Consider the following 21,263-nt stretch of genomic DNA (forward strand, 5'->3'; position numbering starts at 1 on the left):
GGCATGTCAGAAAAATACTTGATTAGTTCAACGGAATCAACTGGAACGTCATATTATCCGCGGCGGAATACGGCCATTGAATCATTTTGCCGCCAGCGATGAGCGAGTTATTCGCTACATTTAGTGACTTGCCGGATAGCCTGTTAATAATTTTGAAATAGCCGCCGCCTACAGCTTGAATTTCCCACTGATCATTGAAGGTCGAGCCGAAATCCCATTGGATCACGTCTTCGCCGTCCGCCAAGGAGGCGTTTTTGACAGCGATAGTTTTACCGCTCTTCACGTTGATAATTTTATTAAAGCCTGCAGTTGTCGATGTAATCACCCATTGGTCATTTTGCGCTGTGCCGTAATCCCATTGGAATATTTTTGCTCCATTGTTTAAGGAAGCTGCTTCAACCGCAATGGACAGGCCTGTCGATTTGGGGATGATGCGATACGTTTTTCCCGAGACAAAGTAACCACTCGTTGATTCTGATCCCGTCAATTTCACCATAACGGTCCCATGTGAAGGTACATTCACAGTGTAGCTATTGTTGAACGAGCCCTGCTCAGTCTTGGACCATAAATCCCTAACATTAGCTGCAGCATTCAGGCCAAGACTCGAGAAATTAACTGTCATGTTCGCAGCAGCGCCTGTACGATTTAACAACACAACCGCACGCGTTCCAGCAGCCTGCAGTTTTTTGGAGTATACCTGCAATCCTCCGAGATCGCTTACTAATATACCTTGGCTGCCAAGCGCATCCTGATTTATAGCAATGACTTCAGAATTCATCAGGGTATCTTTCGTGAATTGACTCATCGTGCTCAAATTATTGCCCGCAATCAATGGCGAAGCCATAATCGTCCACATCGAGAAATGCGAACGGTATTCCGTATCCGTCATGCCTCCGCCGAAGACGGCGCCAGTTCCATAATTGCCGACCATGAGCATGTCTGCGTCATTCCAGCCTTTGGTAGGCCCCGCAAAACTGGCAAGCGGAGCGTTCTGATCAATGATCCAAGTTACTCGGTCCCAGTAGTCGAAGATATCGTCCGTTGTCCTCCACATATTGCCCGTGGCCGCACCCCACACCCATGGTTTGTTGATGCCCCAATTGCAAATGCTGAATAGGATCGGCCTTCCCGAGTTAGCGAGAGCATCCCGGATGATCGTATACCTGGTTTGTGGATCCATGCCCCCATTATCGCACCAGTCGATCTTGACGTAATCAACCCCCCAGGAAGCAAATGTATTCGCATCCTGCACCTCATGCGAATACATCCCTGGTCTTCCGGCACAAGTGGTGAATCCAGCATCCGTATAGAGACCGAATTTTAAGCCTTTGCTATGCACATAGCTCGCAAGTGATGCCATTCCGCTTGGGAATTTGACCGGATCGGCCATAATAGTACCATCGCTGGTTCGACCTGTTTGCCAGCAATCATCGATCACAATATACTTGTATCCGGCTGCCTGCATGCCGCTGCTTACCATTGTATCGGCTGCCTGTTTAATTTTCACTTCATCCACGTTACAAGCATAGAAGTTCCAGCTATTCCAACCCATTGGCGGAGTCGGCGATAAGCCATTATTTAAGGCAGAAGCCGTTTGAGGAGCGAGGCTGCCGGACAGCACAATAGGCAATGCAAGCAGGAAGGAGAGCAGGAATTGCACGATAAAACGAATATTTTTCCGAGCCAATTTCCCCATAAAAAACCTCCATTATCAAATAAATTTGGTTTTTACAAGCCATATAATTGGTCCACATTCAGCCAGTTATTGTTTCCTTTCGAGGTGTCATAGCCAAGCTGTATCGTATTCGATCCTGCCTGAAGGGATATGGTCATAGAAACGGTGTTCCAGCTGCTCCAGCCGGAAGTTCCAGAAAAGCTCAAATTGGCAGCGACGTCTACACCATTTACTTTAACGTATCGGCTCGCATTGCCGACGCCTGCTGCATAACGGAATGTAATCGTCTTCGTTCCCGCATTATTCTGATTCACATAGAAATCAAGCGATGTTCCGTTGGTATTCCAGCCTGCGACATAGCCTCGGCCATTAAAACCAGTCTGTGTGCTTTCGTTGATCATGCCAACACCGCCGACTAAGGTGCGCCGGGCATTTTCCGCTTCATAAAGACCGTTCCCCGCAATATTGCCCGTATAATTATCCGAAGGAACGAACTGAAGAATAGATGCGCCCGCAGCTGCAGTTAAGCTTTGGACATAGGCAGAACCGGTAGGGGCCGTCCAATCACTTCCGATGATGCCGTCCGAAGTTCTTCTATGGTTCCATGCTTGCGTAGCATTTTGCTGTAAAAAGGTTAGATATTGCGATTGGCTGGCTTGTACGCGAAGCTGATTCAGATTGCGGGCAAAGATCATTTTAAATCCAGGAGCGTCATTCTCCCCTTCGTACATCAAGGTAGTAGCCGAAGTCATTTTGTCTATCACATATCCAGCTGCATTATTCGCATCCGTTAAATAGCTGCTCGTACCAGTAGCTCCATATAAAGCGGTCGCCGCCCCAAGGAAAGTTCCGTAGTTGTAGGTGAAATCCCAATCCTTGACGATACCCGCTCCAGTGCCTTCCATATGATCATTAACTTTGCTGCCACTAACCAGTTTCGTTTTGATCCAAGTGTACATTTGCTGGGCTTTCGTTAGGTAAGCGTTGTTATTATAGGCATTTTTTAATTTAATAGCCGTCATCACCATGGGCGCATTGGTAGCCATATTTTTCTGAGCATTGCTGCTGGTCGCCGGGTTCGTTGCATCCTTTCTCCACCAGATGCCTCCTCCGTAATAAGTCGTATCCCAGTAAGCATAGACTTGATCGAAAAGAAAGGATCCTCGGTTCAAATATTCTTGCGTACCGGTAATTTCGTAGGCACGCAGACAAGCAAGCGCCCACCAGCCAAGGTCATCATTGAATTGGTTATCAATCATGTTTGTATATTTTGCATTGAATCCGGTATAAATATCATCGATCATTGTGCGGTAAGTGCTGTTTCCCGTCCGCTGATAAGCATCCATGACCGTTTCCCACATCTGAGCCTCCCACCAGAAATCGGTGTACAGTCCTCCGTCGGGTCCAAAAGCATGAGCGGCATGTATGAGATGGTCGCTATTCGTGTAGAAGTATTTGGCGTTAGCATCATAGAACACGTTAACTAATGAATTCATTGCTGCATCCGCATTCGAAGCTGTGAAAGCAGAAGCACGATTTGCACCTCCCCAAACGGAAAGGAAGAGCGCCATTACTAAACTCATACCTAACCATTTGACAGTTGATCTTCTTTGCATGATCACATAAAACAACTCCTTTTCAGTATAAAGTCTTAATATGAATGCGCTTTCATTTCTGTCGAATTCACCTCCTTTCAGCGCCAATTAGTCGCTACTTCATTTGAAGTGATGCATACGCCTCCAGTAACATAATGCCGCTTAGCATCACACTTAACTGAATGGAGCCTTCAGGAGGCATTGTCCAATCTGTGCCGACACGTCCGATGTTGTCTATGCCTTTCTCCATAAGCGTGATTGCATTATGCTCAATAAGCTTAGCCGGCAGCTCAAATTCGGGGTAAATCTCCGTCAAATTCAGCAAATACCTGATCAGTATCCCTTTGAATAAACCTGTATCGTTGATTCCTTCATCGGGCAGCATCCCTGTAGCACTATCGCATAAGCGGTTCTTCACCGCAGCTGCCGTGCGGCAGGCATCTTCCAGATAAACTGAATCCCCTGTGCAGATGTATAATTCGATGCCAGCCCCGATGAAGACGCCCTGACAATAAGTAAACTGCCAGTCCCTATCTATCTTCTCGTCGGCGAGTCGATTGATACCATCGAATACGAATCCATCCACAGGATCGGTTAACGTCCTTCTGTTCCAATCATAGATTTTTTGCGCCCAAGCCAAATCCGCTTCATCGCCAAATCGTTGAAACAATCGCACTGCTAAAATAACGGCTGGAGCATTAGCTGGCGTGTTTTTGTAATCCGGCTGATTTTTTCGCCAAGCAATCCCGCCACCCATATGCTCATTCCATCCGCCTCGGATGTCTTCCCACAAGTCGGCAACGCTTTCCCGGTACATCTGAGTACCTGTCATGTCGTAAGCCCTTAGCCAAGCCAGCGCCATCCACTGCATGTCATCATAATATTGATGGCGAAACGTTCCTCCATTGGAGCGCAGAATACCGTGGTACAGCTGCTCTAAACGATTTAAATATGCGACATTACCAGTTCGCGCATAGCCGTCAAGGATGACATCCGCAGCATGCGCTTGCCACCAATAATAGTAATTTTCGTCAGGCCGTTTGACAGTTAAACTGTCATCCCATTGATTCATAATCTGTGTATCCGGATTCCAATACAGCTTGTGCAAAGTCGTTTGCAGTTGTTCTGCCACCGCTGCTGCATTCATTTATCCCTCGCCTCCTCTGTGTTAAAAAATAAACAACTTTAGCGGTTCTTGAATAAAAGTGTTTTTAACAGTTGAAGCAAGGCAAGTTAAGCCTAAATTAAACATCCGCTTGCTCATCCGTGTTGTTGTACTTTGAACAACATTACGCATGCTAATCCACTTTTTTCGCTCAAATGTTGCAAAAAATACAGCATTTTCGACCAAAAGACGTTCAATCACGTAAAAAAAGGATAAATTGTTGTACGCTATACAACTTGCCATTCTTGATTCCTCATTTCTACTTGGCTTTGCCTCCAACCCAAAAACCTTATAAATTCTTTAAATAAAAGGGCAGATTCTCGGCTGCCCCTGCTCTTCAATAATTCTGTTTCAGCAAACCTTGCTTCTCCAGCACGGCCATGCGCTCCAGCAGCATAACGCCGCTCAGATTCACGCTCAAATCCTCAGCAGGCTCAGGTGTTGCCGCCCATGATTTACTGAACACGACACGCTGCTCATCTCTCCCGTACTTCCAGAGACTGTCCGCATTCGTTATAAGAAGCTCAAGCGACTCCTTCTGACCAGGGTCCGCAAGAACGAGCTCCGCCAAATAACGGACATAAATCCCTTTGAACAAGCCGCCGTCTCCATTGCTTTCACTTGGCAGCATGCCTGTTGCCGGACTTGTCAGTTTGAGCTTTGATGCTTGCGCAGTCCGAGCCGCATCCGCCAGATAGCTCTTGTCCCCAGTCGCCTGATACAACGCAACCCCTGCTCCGATATACACACCTTGGCAATAGGAGAATTCCCAGCTCTTATCAATCTTGCCGTCTCCCTCGCGGTTTTTCCCATCCCAAACAAAGCCCGTATCTGGATCAACGAGACTTACCTTCTGCCAATCATAAATCTTTTTCGCCCAAGCTAGATCATCGGACTTGCCGAACTGCTTATACAATCTAGCAGCTAGAATAACGGCTGGAGCATTCGCCGGCGTATTCTTATAATCAAGCTGCGGCTTGCGCCATGCAATGCCTCCTCCTTGCTCTTCGTTCCAGCCCGTCTTAATATCTTCCCAAAGCTCAAGCGCGGCTTCCTTGTATTTCTCTTCGCTTGTAGCGTTATAAGCGCGGAGCCAAGCTAAAGCCAACCATTCCATATCATCGTAAAAATCATTCGGCCATACGCCGCCATTGCGATCCAATATACCCTGATACATGTTCGCGAGGTAGCCCTTATACTCCGCATCGCCGGTTCTTGCATAAGCGTCCACCAGCGTATCTACACCATGCGCTTGCCACCAATAATGGAATTTCTCATTGCATAGATCGTTGCAAGGCGACAAATTATCGAATAAGTTCATCTTTCCGTTCCAATATTGCTTAAGCAGCCCGGCTTGCGCCAGATCCGCACGCTGCTCCCAGGTTTCTCTCTTTGTGCTCACTTGCACATCCGTCATTTTATTGTTTTTGTCCATTGTCTCCACTCCCCAGCTAGCAGCCACGATGATGCCTATCCCAACAATCATCAGGGCTATGATCATTTTTAATCGAATTGTCAATTCGCTTCACCTATCTGTCTGACTTGCGTACTATCCTTTCGTTCCTGTAAAAGCGATTCCTTGCACAAAATACTTCTGCAGCAGCAAGAACAAGATCAGTATCGGCACTACCGCAATTAAAGCACCTGCCATCAACGGGCCGAAATCGACCTGTTTGTTATAAGTAAAAGCAGCTAGGCCTAGCTGAATCGTTTTCTTGGCAGGGTCATTAAGCATAATGAGCGGGCCAAGAAAGCTGTTCCAGCCTGCTTGAAAGGTAAATATGCCGAGTGTAGCCAGCGCCGGCTTCGCGAGCGGAATATAAATGTTCCAGAAGATACGAAGCTCCCCGCTGCCTTCAATGCGAGCCACTTCCTGCAAGTCACTAGGTAAAGATACGAAAAATTGCCGCATAAAAAATACTGCAAAGGAACCCGACGCACCCGGCAGAATAATCGCCCAAAATGAATTGAGCAAGCCGTTGCCGCCACCGCCCAGCCAATCATTTCCTCCCATGAAAGGAATGTGCTTCAGCACGAAAAATTGCGGGATCATCGTCACAACACCAGGTATCATCATGGCAGCGAGCAAAATTTTGAACATCACATCTCTTCCGCGGAAATGAAGCTTAGCGAAGGCATAGCCGCTTAAAGAGCCAAAAAGCAAATTGAAGAGCACGCCCATGAACGCAAGGTAAAATGAATTCCAGAAATACAGACCGAATGGAACGAGCTCAAACGCCTTGCGATAATGCTCCATCGTTATGCTGGAAGGAATCCATTGAATCGGCAGCATGAAAATCTCTTCATCCGGACGAATGGAAGTGATAAGACTCCACACAAACGGGACGACCATGACGATACAGACGGCGATGGAAAGGATATACATGATTGTCGTTTGCCAATAAGTTTGTTGTTTCACGTTCCATCCCTCCTAGATCACGGATTCCTCTTTGTTTAGTCTCATATTAATGAGCGAAAATACTAAAATAATAATAGACAGCGCGAACGCCATCGCATCGGCATAGCCCATCTGGAGCTGGTTGAAGCCCTGCTGATAAATGTGATACACCGTTGTTTTCGTTGAGTTGGCTGGTCCGCCCTTGGTCAATACGAACGCCTGGTCAAACAACTGCAGCGCGCCAATAATAGCCATTGTACTTACGAAAAAGGTGGTCGGCCTCAGTACTGGCCAAGTAATATAGCGAAAAGACTGCCAAGCATTAGCACCGTCCAGCTTTGCGGATTCATACAGATGATCGGGTACCCCGTTAAGTCCTGCTAAATAAATGATCATGTTCGAACCAACGGATTGCCACAAAGTCACTAACACAATGGACAACATGGCGTAAGGCATTTCAGCCAACCAGGAAGGCCCTGTAATTCCAAACTTGCTCAGAATATCGTTCACAAGTCCGAATTCGGGGTTTAACAGCCATATCCACACCGTGGCAGCAGCAACACCAGAAGTTAACGTCGGCAAATATCCGGCTGTACGAAACAGCTTTACGCCGAAGCGGCTGCGCATAAACAGCAAAGCCATCGATAAAGAGATGGCAATATTCAGCGGAATATAGAGGACAGAGTAAAACAAAACGTTTTTCAAAGTCGTCCAAAAGATGTTATCTTCTGCTAGACGCTTATAGTTATCTAATCCAACGAAATCGTTTTTACTTACAATGTCATAATTCGTGAAGCTTAGATAGAACGCCATGATGACTGGAATAATCGTAAAAATGATAAATAGCAAAATCGTTGGCGTAATAAAGAGATAACCCATCCTAGCTTGATGTCGACCCAGCTTGGTTATCGATGCCAAGCGAATTCCCCCTTCCACAAAAAGGGAGGGATGACCCTCCCCACACATTTCTAGTTACTTCCCTGCTGCGTTCTGATCGAGCAGCTTATCGCCCTGCTCTTGCCCCTTCTTAAGCGTCGCGGCCGCATCCTGCTTGCCTTGAATAAATAACTCAATATTCGGCATGAGACCGTCGCCTTCCATAACCGAGTATCCTGGATGCTGCGGACGAATCTTCGCGAATTCTAGGGTATCCATGAATGGCTTCCAGTTCGGATCGTCCTTGAAGAACGGATCCTGCAGCGCCGGTTTGAAGCCCGGCAGGTTTAAGCTTGTTTTGGCCCATAGCAGCGCGTTGTCTTTATTTGCTAACCACCATTTCTCGAATTCCCATGCCTCGTCTTTATGCTTGGAGCCCGCTGGAATCACGAGACCGAAGCCGCCCATTACGCTTCCTTTGGCGCCACCAGGTCCAGCTGGAGGAGGCACAACACCGAAATCAAGATCCTTGCCGTATTTCTTATAAGTTGAGAGCATCCACGGACCTGTATAAGTCATAGCTACTTTTCCTGTCACAAAAGCATCCGTGCCTTCGCCAAGACCTTTTTCAAACCCAACCTTATACACTTTATCCTTATTGATCAGCTTATCCCAGAAATCCAATACTTGCTTACCTTGATCGTTATTGAAATTCGTTTTCTTCAGATCGCTGGTCATCATAGAACCGCCTGCTTGCTGCAGCCACATATTGAACAGGCCATTATCCTGCATCGACATACCGGAGCGAATCAGCTTATCGCCTTCCCATACCGTTAACTGCTTAGCCGCATTCTCCAGCTCATCCCAGGTTTTCGGCGGCTGAAGACCTTTCTCAGCGAACAATTTCTTATTATAAAACAGTGCGCGTGCATCAACTGTCAAAGGAAGACCATACAGCTTACCGCCAGAGGAAAGCTCCTTCAAAGCTTCATCGTAATAATCGCCACGGTTAATGTTGTCTTTTTTCAAATAATCGTCGATCGGGTGAAGCACATTCTTGGATGCATACAGCGAAGTACGCCATCTGTCCCAGAACATAATATCTGGCGAGCCGCCTGAAGTAGCCGCTGTCAGAAACTTCGTGATCATATCTTCCTGCAAAACATATTTAACTTTAATCTTATCTTGCGATTTATTGAATGCATCAGCCATCATCACAAACTGCTTTTCACCTTCTCCGCCCCAGTCGCCCCAAAACGTAATTTCTACCGGTGCTCCTTTGGTGGCGGCTGTCGATGCTGCCGGTGCTGTCGTGGCCTCAGGCTTCTTGCTTTCAGCCGGTTGATCCCCGCCAGTTTTCGTGCTGCATGCGGCTAAACTAAACGTGAGCAAGAGAGCAGTTAAAACGGTCATCCATTTTTTCATGTTTCTTCCTCCCTTTTTAAGTAAACATTATAAATGCAGTTGCTATGTTAAAAGGGGTTCCACCCCCTGTATAACCTAGGATGAGTGCGATGCGTTCACGCGATCTTTAATTAGCTTTTCAATCGATAAGCCGCATACGTCTAACACCAACTCGCTGAACATGGAGTTCGCCCAAGAGAACCATGGCCGAGTATATTGTGACGGATCGTCTACATGGAAACCCTCATGCATCAGTCCCGTTCCTGCATCGGTGTCGGCTAATATATCAAGGATACGCAGCTTTTCCTCCCGGCTTGAAGCCGTAAGCCCTTGTACCGCAAGGGAAATATGCCAGATGTAGCGATCCGGCGTATGCGGACTGCCGATCCCTTGAGCCGCTTTCCCCATATAGTAGTAAGGGTTTTCTTCACTAAGTATAAAGCTGCGTGTATGCTGATAAACGGGATCGGATTCGGCGACATATCCCAAGTAAGGAATCGAGAGCAAGCTGGGCACGTTGGCATCATCCATTAGATTGAAGTTGCCAAGTCCGTCCGTCTCATAGGCAAACATCGTACCGAGCTTGGGATGCTCGACCGTTCCGAAAGCTTCTATTCCCTGTTTAATCTCAGCGGCCAGCTTCATTGATTCATAGCTAAGACTGGCATCCTGCCACACCTGCTCTGCGATTTCAGCGATATAACCTAGTACTACAACAGCAAACATGTTTGCTGGAATCAAATATCCGTACGAACAAGCATCGTCGCTAGGCCGAAAACCTGACCAAGTCATTCCTGTATAGCCGACTGGACTGCCCTTTCCATCTCTCGTTAATGTGTCTGTCGGAGGACAATGCAATCGTTGGAAGCGATAAGGAGACTTCGTCTCATGATCTTGTTCAACACGCCAAAGATGAAGGATCGTATGAACAGCAGATCGATAGGCTTCATTGAAATGTGAAGTTCTCCCTGTTGCTTTCCAAAGTAAATAACTGAGCTGAATAGGATAGCATAACGAATCGATTTCGTATTTACGCTCCCAGATCCATGGGCTCATTTGGGTCAAATCCTGCTGATGACCTGCGCTGCTTGGCTCCATATTAAAAGCATTGGCATAAGGATCAAGTTGAATATATTGCATTTGCCGCTTAACCACACCTTCAATCATATCCGCCAAGCTGGAATCCTCATTCGCCAGAAGCAGATAAGCTCGAACCTGAGCCGAGGAATCACGAAGCCACATGGCTGGTATATCACCGGTGATTACGAAAGTTGATCCGTCCTCTAGTCTTTGAATCGTTGTTTGATACGTGTTGGAGAAGCAATCGCGGAACATGGCAGCTAGCTTCGGCCGTCGTTCTTTCTGTAATTCATTACTTACTAACTCAATGAGTTTACGCATCGATGCAGGTAACTTAGTCTCATTCGTCATCGGGTTCGTTCCTCTCCTTGCGATTAATAAACCGCTTACATTTACGATTATATTGGTATATATACGGTATGTCAATATATATTTATCATACTATTTACATACCATTTAATTCGTTTTATATACCAATTGAAAAGAGACTACTAGATTAGCAGTCTCAAGTGTCGAATCCATGTTGATGAGTCCACCGATCATTTGGAGGGTCCCGTTGACTCCCCAATGATTAGTTTGGCTGCCAGGCTTGTTTTATTGGCTACCTTCTCGCCTCGCTTCAGCTTTAGCACATTCTCAACAGCGAGCTTGCCGATTTCATCTTCGGCTTGGATCAGATGGGTAAATCGATAGCCGCTGCCAAGCGTCGTAGGAGGGCTATCAAAACAAATAATGGAAATATCCTTAGGTATCTGAAGTCCCATTTGTTCCACGGCAGCCTTGGCTAATAGAGCAATATTATATTCCATAGCGAACAAAGCGGTAATTTGCGGATTGCTTCGCAGGTGCTCCGTAATCATATGGATATCTTTATCGATATTAGGTGAATGAAAAGAATTGGGCAGCGTTGAGGTGATTTCATCTAACCAGAGTGACCGGTCAACCATGACCCCGCGTTCCGCATGAGCCCGTACGAAGCCTTCAATACGGTCCTCAATGGCCGTTGTATCCATAGGCGGCGGCGTAAGTAAGCAAATCTGCTTATGCCCCAAATCAAGTAAATAGTCAGCACCCGTGCGAGCAGCGCTTATGTTATCCGTACTAATGGAAGCCGCGGCTACCCCTTTGAGATGACGGTCAACGAGAACTAAGGGAAATTGCTGTATGACCAATTTAAGAAGCTCATCATTATAGAACTCCCCTTGTGCAGGAAACACAATAATGCCATCCACGCCTAACTCTAGAAACGATCGAATAGCTTTTACTTCATTCTCAGGCACACCAAACGATCTGCGCAGTACCAGGAAGCTATCGTGCTCGGCGGATGCCTGCTCCATGCCATAAATCATCTCCGTACCGAAGGTATTGCCGAAATCCGTTATGACTAAGCCAATCAGTGTATGCTTGGTTCTCGCACTCGAAGATGGACCCTCAGATGGAAGAATCCCCCCTCCTTCCATGACAAAGGAGCCTCTCCCTGGCTTACGCACGATGAGACGTTCTTCGGCCAGCATCTCCAGCGCCTTTTTACTCGTAATACGGCTCACGTTATATTCATCCGCCAGTTCCTTCTCGGAAGGAACGCGGTCTCCAACGTTATATTTACCTTGTATTATTTCTTCACGCAGCGATTCGAATATTCGCTCGTATATGGGTCTCGAATCCGTTGACAATGCTACTACCTCCTGAACCCAACCAAATGTTATATCATACAATAACATTAATATATCATGATATACGATTTTTGGATAGTGTCAGAAGGAAAGATACTACCTTGTTATTATAATGACAAAATAATATTATTGTCACTTGATTTTTGTTTCACAACTGTTATAATCAAATCCATATCAACCAAGTTTGAATCAACGGATCTGTATGAACCATTTTGAGGAGGAACGACTATGGAGAAGAAACTAGAAGGTAAAGTAGCGATAGTCACCGGAGCGTCTAGAGGAATAGGACGTGAGATCGCAGAGGAGTTGGCTCGAAACGGAGTCAAAGTTGTTGTAAACTATGCCAGCAATCCAGCGAAAGCTGCGGAGGTCGTTCATGGGATTGAACAAAATGGTGGAATAGCAACAGCCATTCAAGCTGATATTAGCCTCGTAGCGGACATTGAGCTCATGTTCCAGAAAACGATTGAAGCCTATGGCAAGGTCGATATTTTGGTCAATAACGCAGGACTAATGATCACTAAGCCTATAGCTAGTATCACCGAAGAAGATTTCGACAAGCAGTTTAATGTCAATGTCAAAGGCACCTTTTTTGCTTGCCAACAAGCCGCCAAATACTTAAGTCATAATGGCCGAATCATAAACTTCTCAACATCTGTCATCGGTAGTATGTTCCCGACCTACAGCGTTTATGCCGCTACCAAAGGAGCTGTAGAACAATTCACTCGCCAACTTGCAAAGGAATTTGGTCCAAAAGGCATTACGATTAATGCTGTCGCCCCAGGTCCGGTTAACACGGAACTCTTCACTGTGGGAAAAACAGAGGAGCAAATTGACGGTTTGCGTAAATTGAACGCTTTTGGTCGAATCGGTGAGCCTGACGATATTGCGAGTGTTGTCTTATTTTTGGCAAGCGAAGAATCCCAATGGATTACGGGACAAACCATCCGTGTCAATGGCGGGTTTATCTAAGAGGGAGTTAATACAAAAAAGGGGCACAATGTGCCCCTCCTCCTACACAAGCCCTCCCTATTGAATGGCTTGTTTAATACGCTGTAAAGCCTCGATTAGATCATCAATCTCATTTTCATTTAAACGAATGGTTACATAATTAGGCGAGATGCCGCCATCATTGATCTCCAGCAATGCCGTCTCATCCTGATCATCAAATTTGACCGATAAATGTTCTTTGTCAAGCACTTGAATCCATGCCATTATCGCCACCCACTTTCAGCACTCATATATTCAAACCATTTTAATACACCATAAATTGCTTGTTGTACACCGTTTCATTATCATCCGCGTCCATGACACGCATCTCTAACTCCCAATTGCCGCGGAACGGCAGGTAAGCGCCCTGCGCCTTGTAGCTGAATTTCACAAAGCCGTAAGATTCTTCTTTTGTGTTATCCTCATACATGGTTACTGGCACAGAAATTGGCGCCATTTCTTTATCGTCTAAATAATGAAGCAGCATGAGCACTTGCTTCGGTTTCCCTGCTTTTTCTGGCAGCCATACTTTTGCTACGAAAGAATTGGTGCCCTGGATTTTCGGCGTAATGTCAGCAGATACGTGGACCTTCTCGCCCATCTGATGCCACTCAAGCGGCTCATTGACAGGAATTGGCGCCATGTATGTGATGAGCCCTACCAGCAGCACGATAATCACCATAAAGGTAAGATCAACCTTTATCCAGACAATCGATTGTTTCGCCTTTTGTTTGCGCAAATTGAGGCGAATAATGAATCCAATGAGTACCACAAGTGCTACGGCACCAATTTTCACAAGCATCAATATTCCCCACGACGTGTAAAGCAAGTAACGTAAGTTTGGCAGGAATAACAAGACAGATAAAGATCCGGACAGGGTAAGCACAAGAATGGAGATCAAAGCCATTTTCGAAAATTGCTGCATATAGGAACTGACATCATCACTTTTTTGACGCCATTTCGCATAGAGCAGCACTAAGCCCCCAACCCAACATGCCGCGCCGACCAGGTGAATAAAATCCAGCCCGATTGTTGCCCATATAGGAGTGAAGGATGCCGCATGACCGCTAAAGCTTTTCACCCCTAGGAAACACAAAGGCCATAATAAATCTAGCCACTTTGCCCTACCTACAAGTACAAATCCAAGGAAGGATAGGACTAGCATAAGTGCCCAGGAAATACCGATTGTAGTTGCACTAAATAATTTCCATATCTCTTCCACTCCACCGCCACCAAGAAGTGCTTCGATATGTGTGAAAACGAGCAGCAATAAGGCCACTAATTGTGCACGCTGGAGATTGAGCGTCCAAGCCGAAAGTGATTTCTGTGTCTCTGCTCCTCTAGCTCCCAACAACCTTAACCAGATTACCCAACCAGTCAACGCCAAAATCATCAAATACCAAAGTCCGCGAGACGCATATTGCAGGATATCTTTCGTTGTTAACTGACCCGTTCCATGATTGTGCCCACCGTATACGGAAGGCAGATCGAGAGCTTCTTCTTGCGGTGGATTGCCAATCGTTATCGGATAACTGCCTGCTACAGGATGACCGTCAGCGGAAATGACGTGATAGCTGATCAAATAAAAGCCCTCTGTTAATTTCGGCAGATCAAGAAGTAATCCTGTCTGCTCTTTGTTCATATAAGCTTTATTCCTTGTAATTTCGTCACCGTTATGATCCAATACTTTAATATAAAAAAGTCCTGCATCTAACTGTTCATTAAAGGTAACGGCAACTTGAGGCGGTGAACTTTCAAGTTTGGTGCCCGCTTCAGGTTGGGCCTCCACTAATGACGCATGAGCAGAAGCTGTCTGAGGAACAGCAACCGCGCTCAAGAAAATGAAGGCGAACATGCAAATCAACAATGAAGGCATGATCACAAAACGTTTGAACGTATAACGTAAAGATCTTTGCATCGTAAGTTCCTCTATTCCGAAATCGGCTTACGTCCAGCAAATCCATCCTGTTTGCCGTGGTAATAACGAATTCTATCCTCTCCCTGTTTCCAACAAAGCAATACTTCTTGTCCTTCCATCAACGCGGGAAAATCGACAAGACCAGTTTCTATATCCTTGAGTTCAATACCCGTATTCTGAAAATTATGAATAAGCCCGCGCGCTTCGATTTGAAGGAATTCCAGCTCTGCTTCCAAGACAAAAAAAGGGTCTTTCTCAGCGCCTGGTTTCTCTGCATGCTCGTTCTTCTTTATACGGAGCTCTGCATATTTTTCCTCAAAATTGTGCTTCAATGCTTGCATTTTCTTCAATTCCTGATCAACAAACGGCAGCATTTCATTTGCCTCTTCTAAACTGAACCACTTTTTAACCGACATATCGCACCTCCGTGCCCTAATTTTAACAAAAAAAAATGACAACTACGAATTCTACAAATGAGAATGAGGATGCTCATGCGAGTGCCCATGCTCGTCCACATGCGTAACAGACAGCTCCGCGTATCCTACACCTTTGAGGACTTGAATCCGCTGTTGAAGCTCTCTGAGTTTCTGAACCTTACCGCGAACAACTAATATCTCCAAGCATTGCTGATGGTTTAAATGGATATGCATCGTTGAAATTATCGCTTGGTGATAATCATGTTGAAGATCCATCAAGGTAATCGGCAAATCACGAATATGATGGTCATATACCATCACGATCGTTCCGGCTACGGTTTCGTCCGGCTGCATGCTGCTAGACGTTAACAGCGCTTTGCGCGCAAGATCACGTATGGCTTCAGAGCGATTATCATAACCCTGTAAGGCAATGAGCCGGTCATATTGTTCTATGAGAGATTGCGGCATGGAGATACCGAAGCGCACAAGATTTTCTTTCTCAGACATCCGCCCCACTCCTTTTCGTTTAACATTTCCTATACCCTTACTCTAGCAGAAAGCAGCTCTGTCGCAAACCTTACCCAGTGCGAATTCGCAAATTAAACACAATATGGTAAGGTGTATTCATCTATAAATTCTTTCATAGGAGTGGGGATTATGTCTAAACAGCCATTATCATTTTCGATCGTTGATGTATTTGCCGAGCATAAATATGAAGGCAATCAGCTCGCCGTTTTCCGGCATGCTGCCCACCTATCCACAGAGGAAATGCTTGCCATTACGCGCGAGATGAACTTCTCCGAAACAACGTTCATCCTGTCTGAAGAGCCTGTGAATGGCGGATATGATGTGCGTATCTTCACCCCGAAAGAAGAGGTAGAGTTCGCAGGTCATCCGACTTTGGGAACAGCCTACATCATTCAAAAAGATATCGTAGGACACCCTGTCCAGCAAATTGTGCTTAACTTAAAAATCGGTCAAATACCGGTCACTTTTGATGAGAAAAACCCCGGCATGGCTTGGATGCAGCAGAAGCCTCCGATATTTGGAGAGATTATCGATCTAGATACGATCGCAGCTGTTTTAGGAATTCCAGCATCGTCCATTGACCCGCGGTATCCCATTCAAGAGGTTTCTACTGGGCTGCCAGCCCTTATTGTCCCTCTAAAAAGCTTGAAAGACGTTCAGCGCTGTAAGGTAAATCGTGATCTATATTTCCAACTCATTGAGCCGCTTTCAGCGAAAATGATATTAGTCTTTTGTCCAGAGACTTGTCAGGCAGGTAACACTTTAAATGCAAGGGTGTTCGGTGACTATTATGGTGCACCCGAAGATCCGGCTACCGGTAGCGCCAATGGCGATTTGGCCGGTTACTTGGTGAAGTATCGCTATTTTGGCAATGAATCCATCGATATCAGCGTTGAGCAAGGCTTCGAAATCATGCGTCCTTCCATTCTGTATCATCGAGCATCTCAGAAGGAAGACCACATTTCTATTCAAATCGGCGGGAAAACGATATACACAGCAAAAGGCGAGTGGGTATAAGCAAAATTAAAATGCCGGATCCTGTTGAACAGGACCCGGCATTTTGCTTGTTATTTTCATTTTATAAACAAGACAACCAACGTAAGGATAACTAAAATAATGGGCATGCCTATTTTAGATACAGGATCCTTAATTCGTAGATGCGTTATGACGGCTCCAACCATAATAACGGCCACTAGCAATCCGCCGTATGCAACAAGACTGTTGTTCCAAATTCCTGCAACCAGTAGTGCAGCACCGGCAATTTCGAGTAAACCAGTTATGACCCTAAACCACTGAGGCATCCCGTAACGCGTGAATTCATCCACCATTTGTTTCGAACCGAACTTCGAGGCTCCAAACATCAAAAATCCAACTGCTAAAATGATTTGAATAATAATAGCTACCGTATTCATCTAACTCTCCCCATTTCCTCTAATCATATATATTATATAATTAGATATCCTAATATTATTATAATATACACTAACATTAGGATATTTATTTGTCAACCATTTTTAAAAGACATCTAAATGAAAAAAGCTATCCAGTAACGACTGGATAACTTGAACTTGATTGTATTCACTTATCTATCCTTACTGAGTTCCTGTGCTCCAAACCCCAGTTTCTTAAATAGATCGATCATCTGAAGTTTATCCTCATTGCTTATGAAGGAGAAATTCTCAGATATAACGGCTACATGTTTCGGGAAAATCTCGTTAAATAAGGTTTCCCCCTTCTCCGTAAGGGCGACATTGGAGGTTCTTCTATCGGTAGGACTGGATTGTCGTTTTACATAATCTTTCTGTTCAAGCTTATCTACTACATAGGTAATACTTCCACTTGGAATACTAAATATTTCACTAATCCTTTGAATAGGATGAGGTCCTTTGTTATAGAGGAGCTCTAGAATCATAAAATGGTCAGGACTGATTCCATGACTTTCGATATCACGTTTGGTATTATCTGTTATAGCTTTAGTAGCTCTAGCCCAGATTCGGAATAATCTTAAATCAAGCTGGCTTTGTTCGTCTCCCTGGTACATGATCGTTCCTCCTTTGGTGTAAATCCTTTCTTAATCTTCGCTGCATCGAGTTGTCATAGTACTATGCTAACTTTAGGGTAAATTGTTTGTCAAGTCTTCGTATTTATAGAAAAAAATAAACCCCTATGCAGGAGTTCATTAGCCCAAGCCTATCTATTTGGGATTTAAAGGTAAAATAAGCTCAACCGTTGTTCCTATACCGATCTGACTCATAATTTGAAGACTTCCGTGATGTGCTTCAATGATTTTTTGGCTCACCATTAATCCTAATCCAGTCCCTTTTTCTTTTGTTGTATAAAAGGGTTCTCCTAACATCCCTATTCGTTCTTCAGGAATTCCACATCCCTGATCAATAAATCGAATAACGATTTTATTGTCATCTAACCTCATCATAATTTCGATAATACCGCCTTCGGTCATCGCTTCAATCGCATTTTTAAGAATATTAATAAAGACCTGTTTTAATTGATTTTCTTCACAATTGATTAACGGTATGTCTGGATCAAACGTCGTATGAATTTGCACATCACTAAGAATGGCTTGTGTGTCAAGCAGCGAGATCACATCATGCAGAATTTTGCGAAGATCCTTCATCTCAAAACACACGACCTGCGGCTTGGCAATAACCAAAAACTCGCTCACGATATAATTAATTCGGTCTAACTCCGTCAACATAATTTGAAAATACTCATTATAATTATCCATCCTGGTTTGTAATAATTGGACAAATCCTCTAAGAGAGGTTAATGGATTTCGAATCTCGTGAGCAACTCCGGCGGCTAGCTGCCCCACGACCGATAGCTTTTCTGATTTAATCAGAAGCTCATCCGTCCTTTTACGTTCGGTTATGTCTTTTGCAATACCATAAACCCCATCGATCTTATCATTTATAATAATTGGAACCGTCTTTAAATTTAATTCGACACTATAGCCTCGTTTATTAATAATGGCGACTTCGATATTGTTTGATTCACCTTTTGTAGACGCTTCAAACAGCTTTCTTGCTTTAAGGTGATCTTCGCCTACCAATAAACGACAAAAGCTCTGAAGCAGCAGCTCTTCCTGCTGATAACCCGTAATCCTTTCGGTAGCTTGATTTATATGAAGTACTCGTCCATTTAGATCTAATTCAAATATAGCATCGGGGTTATTTTCAACAAGGGACTTATAACTCTGTTCTCTCTCTTCCAGCATACGCCTGGCTCGTTTACGCTCAGTGATATCCCTACATATAAGCTGAACTGCCGGTTTACCTAAGTAGATACAAGGTACCGCTCTGACTTCAACATCAATAACTTGGCGATCAACACGAAGAAATTTCTGCTCGATGGGAGCAGATGGCACCTTCTCCTCTTCGATCATCCTAATTCGTTCTTTCGCAATATCGAAATAATCGGGATGCACGAAATTCATTATAGGATAATCAATAAGTTCCTCTGAGCTAGCTGCGCCAAATATTTCGGCACCGGCTGGATTGATATAAACTATTTTTCCTTTACTGTGAACAACTAACGGTTCTGGTGAGTATTCTACAAGTAGTCGGTACCGTTCCTCGCTTTCTGTAAGGGCTTTCTTCAAACGTTTTACCCACCAATATAGAATGAATGCCGTAAGTAATACATAAAATAGACCCTTAGTTGAATGAATAGTTATTGCCCCTGATAAGTTAAGAATATCCATAACTCTATCAGACAGGATAATCCAGAGACTTCCTACAAGCATATAGACCAAAGAGATTTTAAAAGGAGTTCTGAGATTTAGTGCCTTTGACCAATTATGCATATCGTTCTTCCTTAACCTTCCTTTTTCACTCTAACTGAACGCACTGGATAATTAACTAGCCGTTATTATACATAGACACTTCTGATTATAACATTTTTTTTTTGAAATAATTATCGGTTTTTTATTCCACATAAAACAAGACCCCTAGCAAACAAAAAAGGAGCCGCCAATGAGCAACTCCTCCACTTAACCATTATTTAGATTTGGTCGATCTCTTGTATTTCGAACGTTTATTCAGCCGCAGCCGCAGCCGCCGTTGGTAGTGGTCCTACGGGAGCTGCCGCTCTCGGTTTGCTATCCAATGCTCTTGTTTGTGGACTTACCGGCGCGGCTCTCGGTTTGTCATCCAATGCTCTTGTTTCCGGACTTACCGGCGCGGCTCTCGGTTTGTCATCCAACACTCTAGGTGTCGGACTTACCGGCGCCGCCCTTGGTTTGTCATCCAACACTCTTGGCTCTTGGCTTGCCGGTGCCGGTTTGGACTTGTCATCCGACACTGTTGGTTGCCCCCCTACAGAAGGTGCCGTTCTCGTTTTCTCATCCGAAGGCGTTGCCTGCGGTACTACGGATACGTCCACTTTCTGCGTTTCTTGGGAAACTGTTTTTTTTGAATCTATAGAATCCTGAAATTTTACCTTCTCTTCGGAAACTGCCGAACTTTGCAATGATGTAGATGTCGAAGTATCCTTAGGATTCGTTAATGCGCACCCGCTTAGGAAGACGATGGTTGCTATCCCAAGAAACGACCAACGATACGAATTTGTTTTAAATTGTTTGATCATTTTAATTCTCCTTTGTAATTGTATTTTGCTTCCTGTTAGATTCACGTTTCCAATCGCTTGAACAGGTTGCGAGAAATTTTCCAGCAATTTGATAAGCGTATATCCATATTCCTGACTTTTGTCAGGAGAAAGGCAGCTGAGAGCAAGAGCATCACTTGCGATTTCTTGATCTTCCCGCATTTGCCGATAAGCATACCAAAGAACTGGATTAAACCAATGTATAATCAGTAAAGTATGCATGAACCAATTGACCCCAATGTCATTACGCTTGCAGTGAGCCAGTTCATGTAAGAACACATGCTGTAATTGATCGTCGTTCAAGCTGTATAAAATGGTTTTGGGCATAATCAATTGTGGTTTTACAAAACCAAATAGGGTTGGTGTTGCCAAATTGCAAGATTCAACGAGAGCAATGGGTTTATGTACCGACATCATTTTTTTACATTGATTGAATAGCTCCAGTATTCTTCCATCGGTTATCGCAACCGTCTCATTTTTCATTTTCCGGGCAAATTTCCTGTTGATCATGATGGTATATATCCCCAAAACGCACACACCAACCATCCATATCATAACTAAATTCCGGTAAACAGAGTGGGCAGCAGTTTCCGATACAATAGCTCTTGTAAGTATTTCTTCCTGATTAACTTGCACAGCCGAATGAACCGCATCAGAGTAACCGATCCAATTATAAATACTGAATTCGCTCTCTGGGCCCCATGGCAAAATTAATCGTGCAATAACCAACAGCCACATCAAGTAATGCCATCTTGGTTTCAAGCGATGCCTTAGCACGTGCTGCATCACTATGATCAGTACAACCAAAACACTTGCCATAGTCGAAACTGACCAAACCCAATCAAAGAGATCAATAAGGTGTTCCACTAATCGTTTCACATTCACCCTGCCCTTTCCTTAAACAGAGTCAAAGAGATATCAA

Annotated in this window: 19 protein-coding genes; 2 read left to right on the forward strand and 17 right to left on the reverse strand. The window is 44.6% G+C overall.

The genetic code is table 11. From position 1 onward, the window contains the following. Positions 1-22: 22 nt before the first annotated feature. The 9 genes from NYR53_RS28045 to NYR53_RS28085 all read right to left on the reverse strand — a co-directional run bounded on the left by NYR53_RS28045 (position 23) and on the right by NYR53_RS28085 (position 11,866). The gene (locus NYR53_RS28045; protein ID WP_261302365.1) at positions 23-1,696 is read right to left on the reverse strand and encodes an alpha-galactosidase; all 1,674 of its coding nucleotides are present in this window, start codon (positions 1,694-1,696) and stop codon (positions 23-25) included. A 32-nt stretch (positions 1,697-1,728) separates the two neighbouring features. Then, complete coding sequence (locus tag NYR53_RS28050; protein ID WP_261306547.1) at positions 1,729-3,291, reverse strand: glycoside hydrolase family 76 protein; 1,563 nt, start codon at positions 3,289-3,291, stop codon at positions 1,729-1,731. A 94-nt stretch (positions 3,292-3,385) separates the two neighbouring features. Beyond that, positions 3,386-4,417 (reverse strand): glycoside hydrolase family 76 protein, encoded by a 1,032-nt coding sequence (locus NYR53_RS28055; RefSeq protein WP_261302366.1) that lies wholly within the window; start codon positions 4,415-4,417, stop codon positions 3,386-3,388. 355 nt (positions 4,418-4,772) lie between these two features. Beyond that, positions 4,773-5,954 carry a glycoside hydrolase family 76 protein gene (locus tag NYR53_RS28060; protein ID WP_261302367.1) on the reverse strand — a complete coding sequence of 394 codons (1,182 nt, stop codon included), beginning with the start codon at positions 5,952-5,954 and terminating at the stop codon, positions 4,773-4,775. A 30-nt stretch (positions 5,955-5,984) separates the two neighbouring features. Next, on the reverse strand, positions 5,985-6,821 hold the full coding sequence (locus NYR53_RS28065) for a carbohydrate ABC transporter permease (RefSeq protein ID WP_261306548.1): 837 nt from the start codon (positions 6,819-6,821) through the stop codon (positions 5,985-5,987). Between the two features lie 45 nt (positions 6,822-6,866). Next, the gene (locus NYR53_RS28070; protein WP_084160062.1) at positions 6,867-7,712 is read right to left on the reverse strand and encodes a carbohydrate ABC transporter permease; all 846 of its coding nucleotides are present in this window, start codon (positions 7,710-7,712) and stop codon (positions 6,867-6,869) included. Positions 7,713-7,805: 93 nt separating this feature from the next. Beyond that, positions 7,806-9,134: an ABC transporter substrate-binding protein gene (locus NYR53_RS28075; protein WP_261302368.1), complete on the reverse strand. Its 1,329-nt coding sequence runs from the start codon at positions 9,132-9,134 to the stop codon at positions 7,806-7,808. A 75-nt stretch (positions 9,135-9,209) separates the two neighbouring features. Then, positions 9,210-10,544, reverse strand: a complete 1,335-nt coding sequence (locus NYR53_RS28080) for a glycoside hydrolase family 125 protein (protein WP_261302369.1) — start codon at positions 10,542-10,544, stop codon at positions 9,210-9,212. Positions 10,545-10,732: 188 nt separating this feature from the next. Beyond that, positions 10,733-11,866: a GntR family transcriptional regulator gene (locus NYR53_RS28085; protein ID WP_261302370.1), complete on the reverse strand. Its 1,134-nt coding sequence runs from the start codon at positions 11,864-11,866 to the stop codon at positions 10,733-10,735. Positions 11,867-12,094: 228 nt separating this feature from the next. Between NYR53_RS28085 and NYR53_RS28090 the strand changes: the two genes are divergently transcribed. Further along, on the forward strand, positions 12,095-12,838 hold the full coding sequence (locus tag NYR53_RS28090) for an SDR family oxidoreductase (RefSeq protein WP_261302371.1): 744 nt from the start codon (positions 12,095-12,097) through the stop codon (positions 12,836-12,838). A 57-nt stretch (positions 12,839-12,895) separates the two neighbouring features. Here the strand turns inward: NYR53_RS28090 and NYR53_RS28095 are convergent, their stop codons facing one another. The 4 genes from NYR53_RS28095 to nikR are packed head-to-tail and all read right to left on the reverse strand — an operon-like array spanning position 12,896 to position 15,697. Further along, on the reverse strand, positions 12,896-13,081 hold the full coding sequence (locus NYR53_RS28095; RefSeq protein WP_261302372.1) for a hypothetical protein: 186 nt from the start codon (positions 13,079-13,081) through the stop codon (positions 12,896-12,898). Positions 13,082-13,121: 40 nt separating this feature from the next. Continuing rightward, positions 13,122-14,774, reverse strand: coding sequence for a copper resistance CopC/CopD family protein (locus NYR53_RS28100; RefSeq protein WP_261302373.1), 1,653 nt, complete (start codon positions 14,772-14,774; stop codon positions 13,122-13,124). 11 nt (positions 14,775-14,785) lie between these two features. Next, entirely contained in the window at positions 14,786-15,190 is a 405-nt protein-coding gene (locus tag NYR53_RS28105) for a DUF2203 domain-containing protein (protein WP_261302374.1), read from the reverse strand. 51 nt (positions 15,191-15,241) lie between these two features. Further along, on the reverse strand, positions 15,242-15,697 hold the full coding sequence (gene nikR, locus NYR53_RS28110) for a nickel-responsive transcriptional regulator NikR (protein ID WP_261302375.1): 456 nt from the start codon (positions 15,695-15,697) through the stop codon (positions 15,242-15,244). Positions 15,698-15,847: 150 nt separating this feature from the next. Here nikR and NYR53_RS28115 point away from each other — a divergent pair, with 150 nt between their 5' ends. Next, entirely contained in the window at positions 15,848-16,735 is an 888-nt protein-coding gene (locus tag NYR53_RS28115) for a PhzF family phenazine biosynthesis protein (protein WP_261302376.1), read from the forward strand. A 56-nt stretch (positions 16,736-16,791) separates the two neighbouring features. Here the strand turns inward: NYR53_RS28115 and NYR53_RS28120 are convergent, their stop codons facing one another. From NYR53_RS28120 to NYR53_RS28135, 4 genes are all read right to left on the reverse strand, one after another. Then, positions 16,792-17,130 (reverse strand): DoxX family protein, encoded by a 339-nt coding sequence (locus tag NYR53_RS28120; protein ID WP_261302377.1) that lies wholly within the window; start codon positions 17,128-17,130, stop codon positions 16,792-16,794. A 170-nt stretch (positions 17,131-17,300) separates the two neighbouring features. Continuing rightward, complete coding sequence (locus NYR53_RS28125; protein ID WP_261302378.1) at positions 17,301-17,759, reverse strand: MarR family winged helix-turn-helix transcriptional regulator; 459 nt, start codon at positions 17,757-17,759, stop codon at positions 17,301-17,303. Positions 17,760-17,912: 153 nt separating this feature from the next. Beyond that, positions 17,913-19,541, reverse strand: a complete 1,629-nt coding sequence (locus tag NYR53_RS28130) for a PAS domain-containing sensor histidine kinase (RefSeq protein ID WP_261302379.1) — start codon at positions 19,539-19,541, stop codon at positions 17,913-17,915. Between the two features lie 230 nt (positions 19,542-19,771). Beyond that, a complete protein-coding gene (locus NYR53_RS28135; RefSeq protein ID WP_261302380.1) occupies positions 19,772-21,226 on the reverse strand; it encodes a M56 family metallopeptidase in 1,455 nt (484 codons plus the stop codon). Positions 21,227-21,263: the final 37 nt, after the last annotated feature.

The sequence above is a fragment of the Paenibacillus andongensis genome, assembly GCF_025369935.1.
GTDB classification, from domain to species: Bacteria; Bacillota; Bacilli; order Paenibacillales; family NBRC-103111; genus Paenibacillus_E; species Paenibacillus_E andongensis.

Excerpts from the sequence above, each read along its gene's own strand:
- NYR53_RS28045 (WP_261302365.1), bottom strand. The coding sequence starts at position 1,696 with ATGGGGAAATTGGCTCGGAAAAATATTCGTTTTATCGTGCAATTCCTG.
- NYR53_RS28050 (WP_261306547.1), bottom strand. The coding sequence starts at position 3,291 with ATGCAAAGAAGATCAACTGTCAAATGGTTAGGTATGAGTTTAGTAATG.
- NYR53_RS28055 (WP_261302366.1), bottom strand. The coding sequence starts at position 4,417 with ATGAATGCAGCAGCGGTGGCAGAACAACTGCAAACGACTTTGCACAAG.
- NYR53_RS28065 (WP_261306548.1), bottom strand. The coding sequence starts at position 6,821 with ATGTATATCCTTTCCATCGCCGTCTGTATCGTCATGGTCGTCCCGTTT.
- NYR53_RS28070 (WP_084160062.1), bottom strand. The coding sequence starts at position 7,712 with ATGGGTTATCTCTTTATTACGCCAACGATTTTGCTATTTATCATTTTT.
- NYR53_RS28075 (WP_261302368.1), bottom strand. The coding sequence starts at position 9,134 with ATGAAAAAATGGATGACCGTTTTAACTGCTCTCTTGCTCACGTTTAGT.
- NYR53_RS28080 (WP_261302369.1), bottom strand. The coding sequence starts at position 10,544 with ATGACGAATGAGACTAAGTTACCTGCATCGATGCGTAAACTCATTGAG.
- NYR53_RS28090 (WP_261302371.1), top strand. The coding sequence starts at position 12,095 with ATGGAGAAGAAACTAGAAGGTAAAGTAGCGATAGTCACCGGAGCGTCT.
- NYR53_RS28095 (WP_261302372.1), bottom strand. The coding sequence starts at position 13,081 with ATGGCATGGATTCAAGTGCTTGACAAAGAACATTTATCGGTCAAATTT.
- NYR53_RS28100 (WP_261302373.1), bottom strand. The coding sequence starts at position 14,774 with ATGCAAAGATCTTTACGTTATACGTTCAAACGTTTTGTGATCATGCCT.
- NYR53_RS28105 (WP_261302374.1), bottom strand. The coding sequence starts at position 15,190 with ATGTCGGTTAAAAAGTGGTTCAGTTTAGAAGAGGCAAATGAAATGCTG.
- nikR (WP_261302375.1), bottom strand. The coding sequence starts at position 15,697 with ATGTCTGAGAAAGAAAATCTTGTGCGCTTCGGTATCTCCATGCCGCAA.
- NYR53_RS28115 (WP_261302376.1), top strand. The coding sequence starts at position 15,848 with ATGTCTAAACAGCCATTATCATTTTCGATCGTTGATGTATTTGCCGAG.
- NYR53_RS28120 (WP_261302377.1), bottom strand. The coding sequence starts at position 17,130 with ATGAATACGGTAGCTATTATTATTCAAATCATTTTAGCAGTTGGATTT.
- NYR53_RS28125 (WP_261302378.1), bottom strand. The coding sequence starts at position 17,759 with ATGTACCAGGGAGACGAACAAAGCCAGCTTGATTTAAGATTATTCCGA.
- NYR53_RS28130 (WP_261302379.1), bottom strand. The coding sequence starts at position 19,541 with ATGCATAATTGGTCAAAGGCACTAAATCTCAGAACTCCTTTTAAAATC.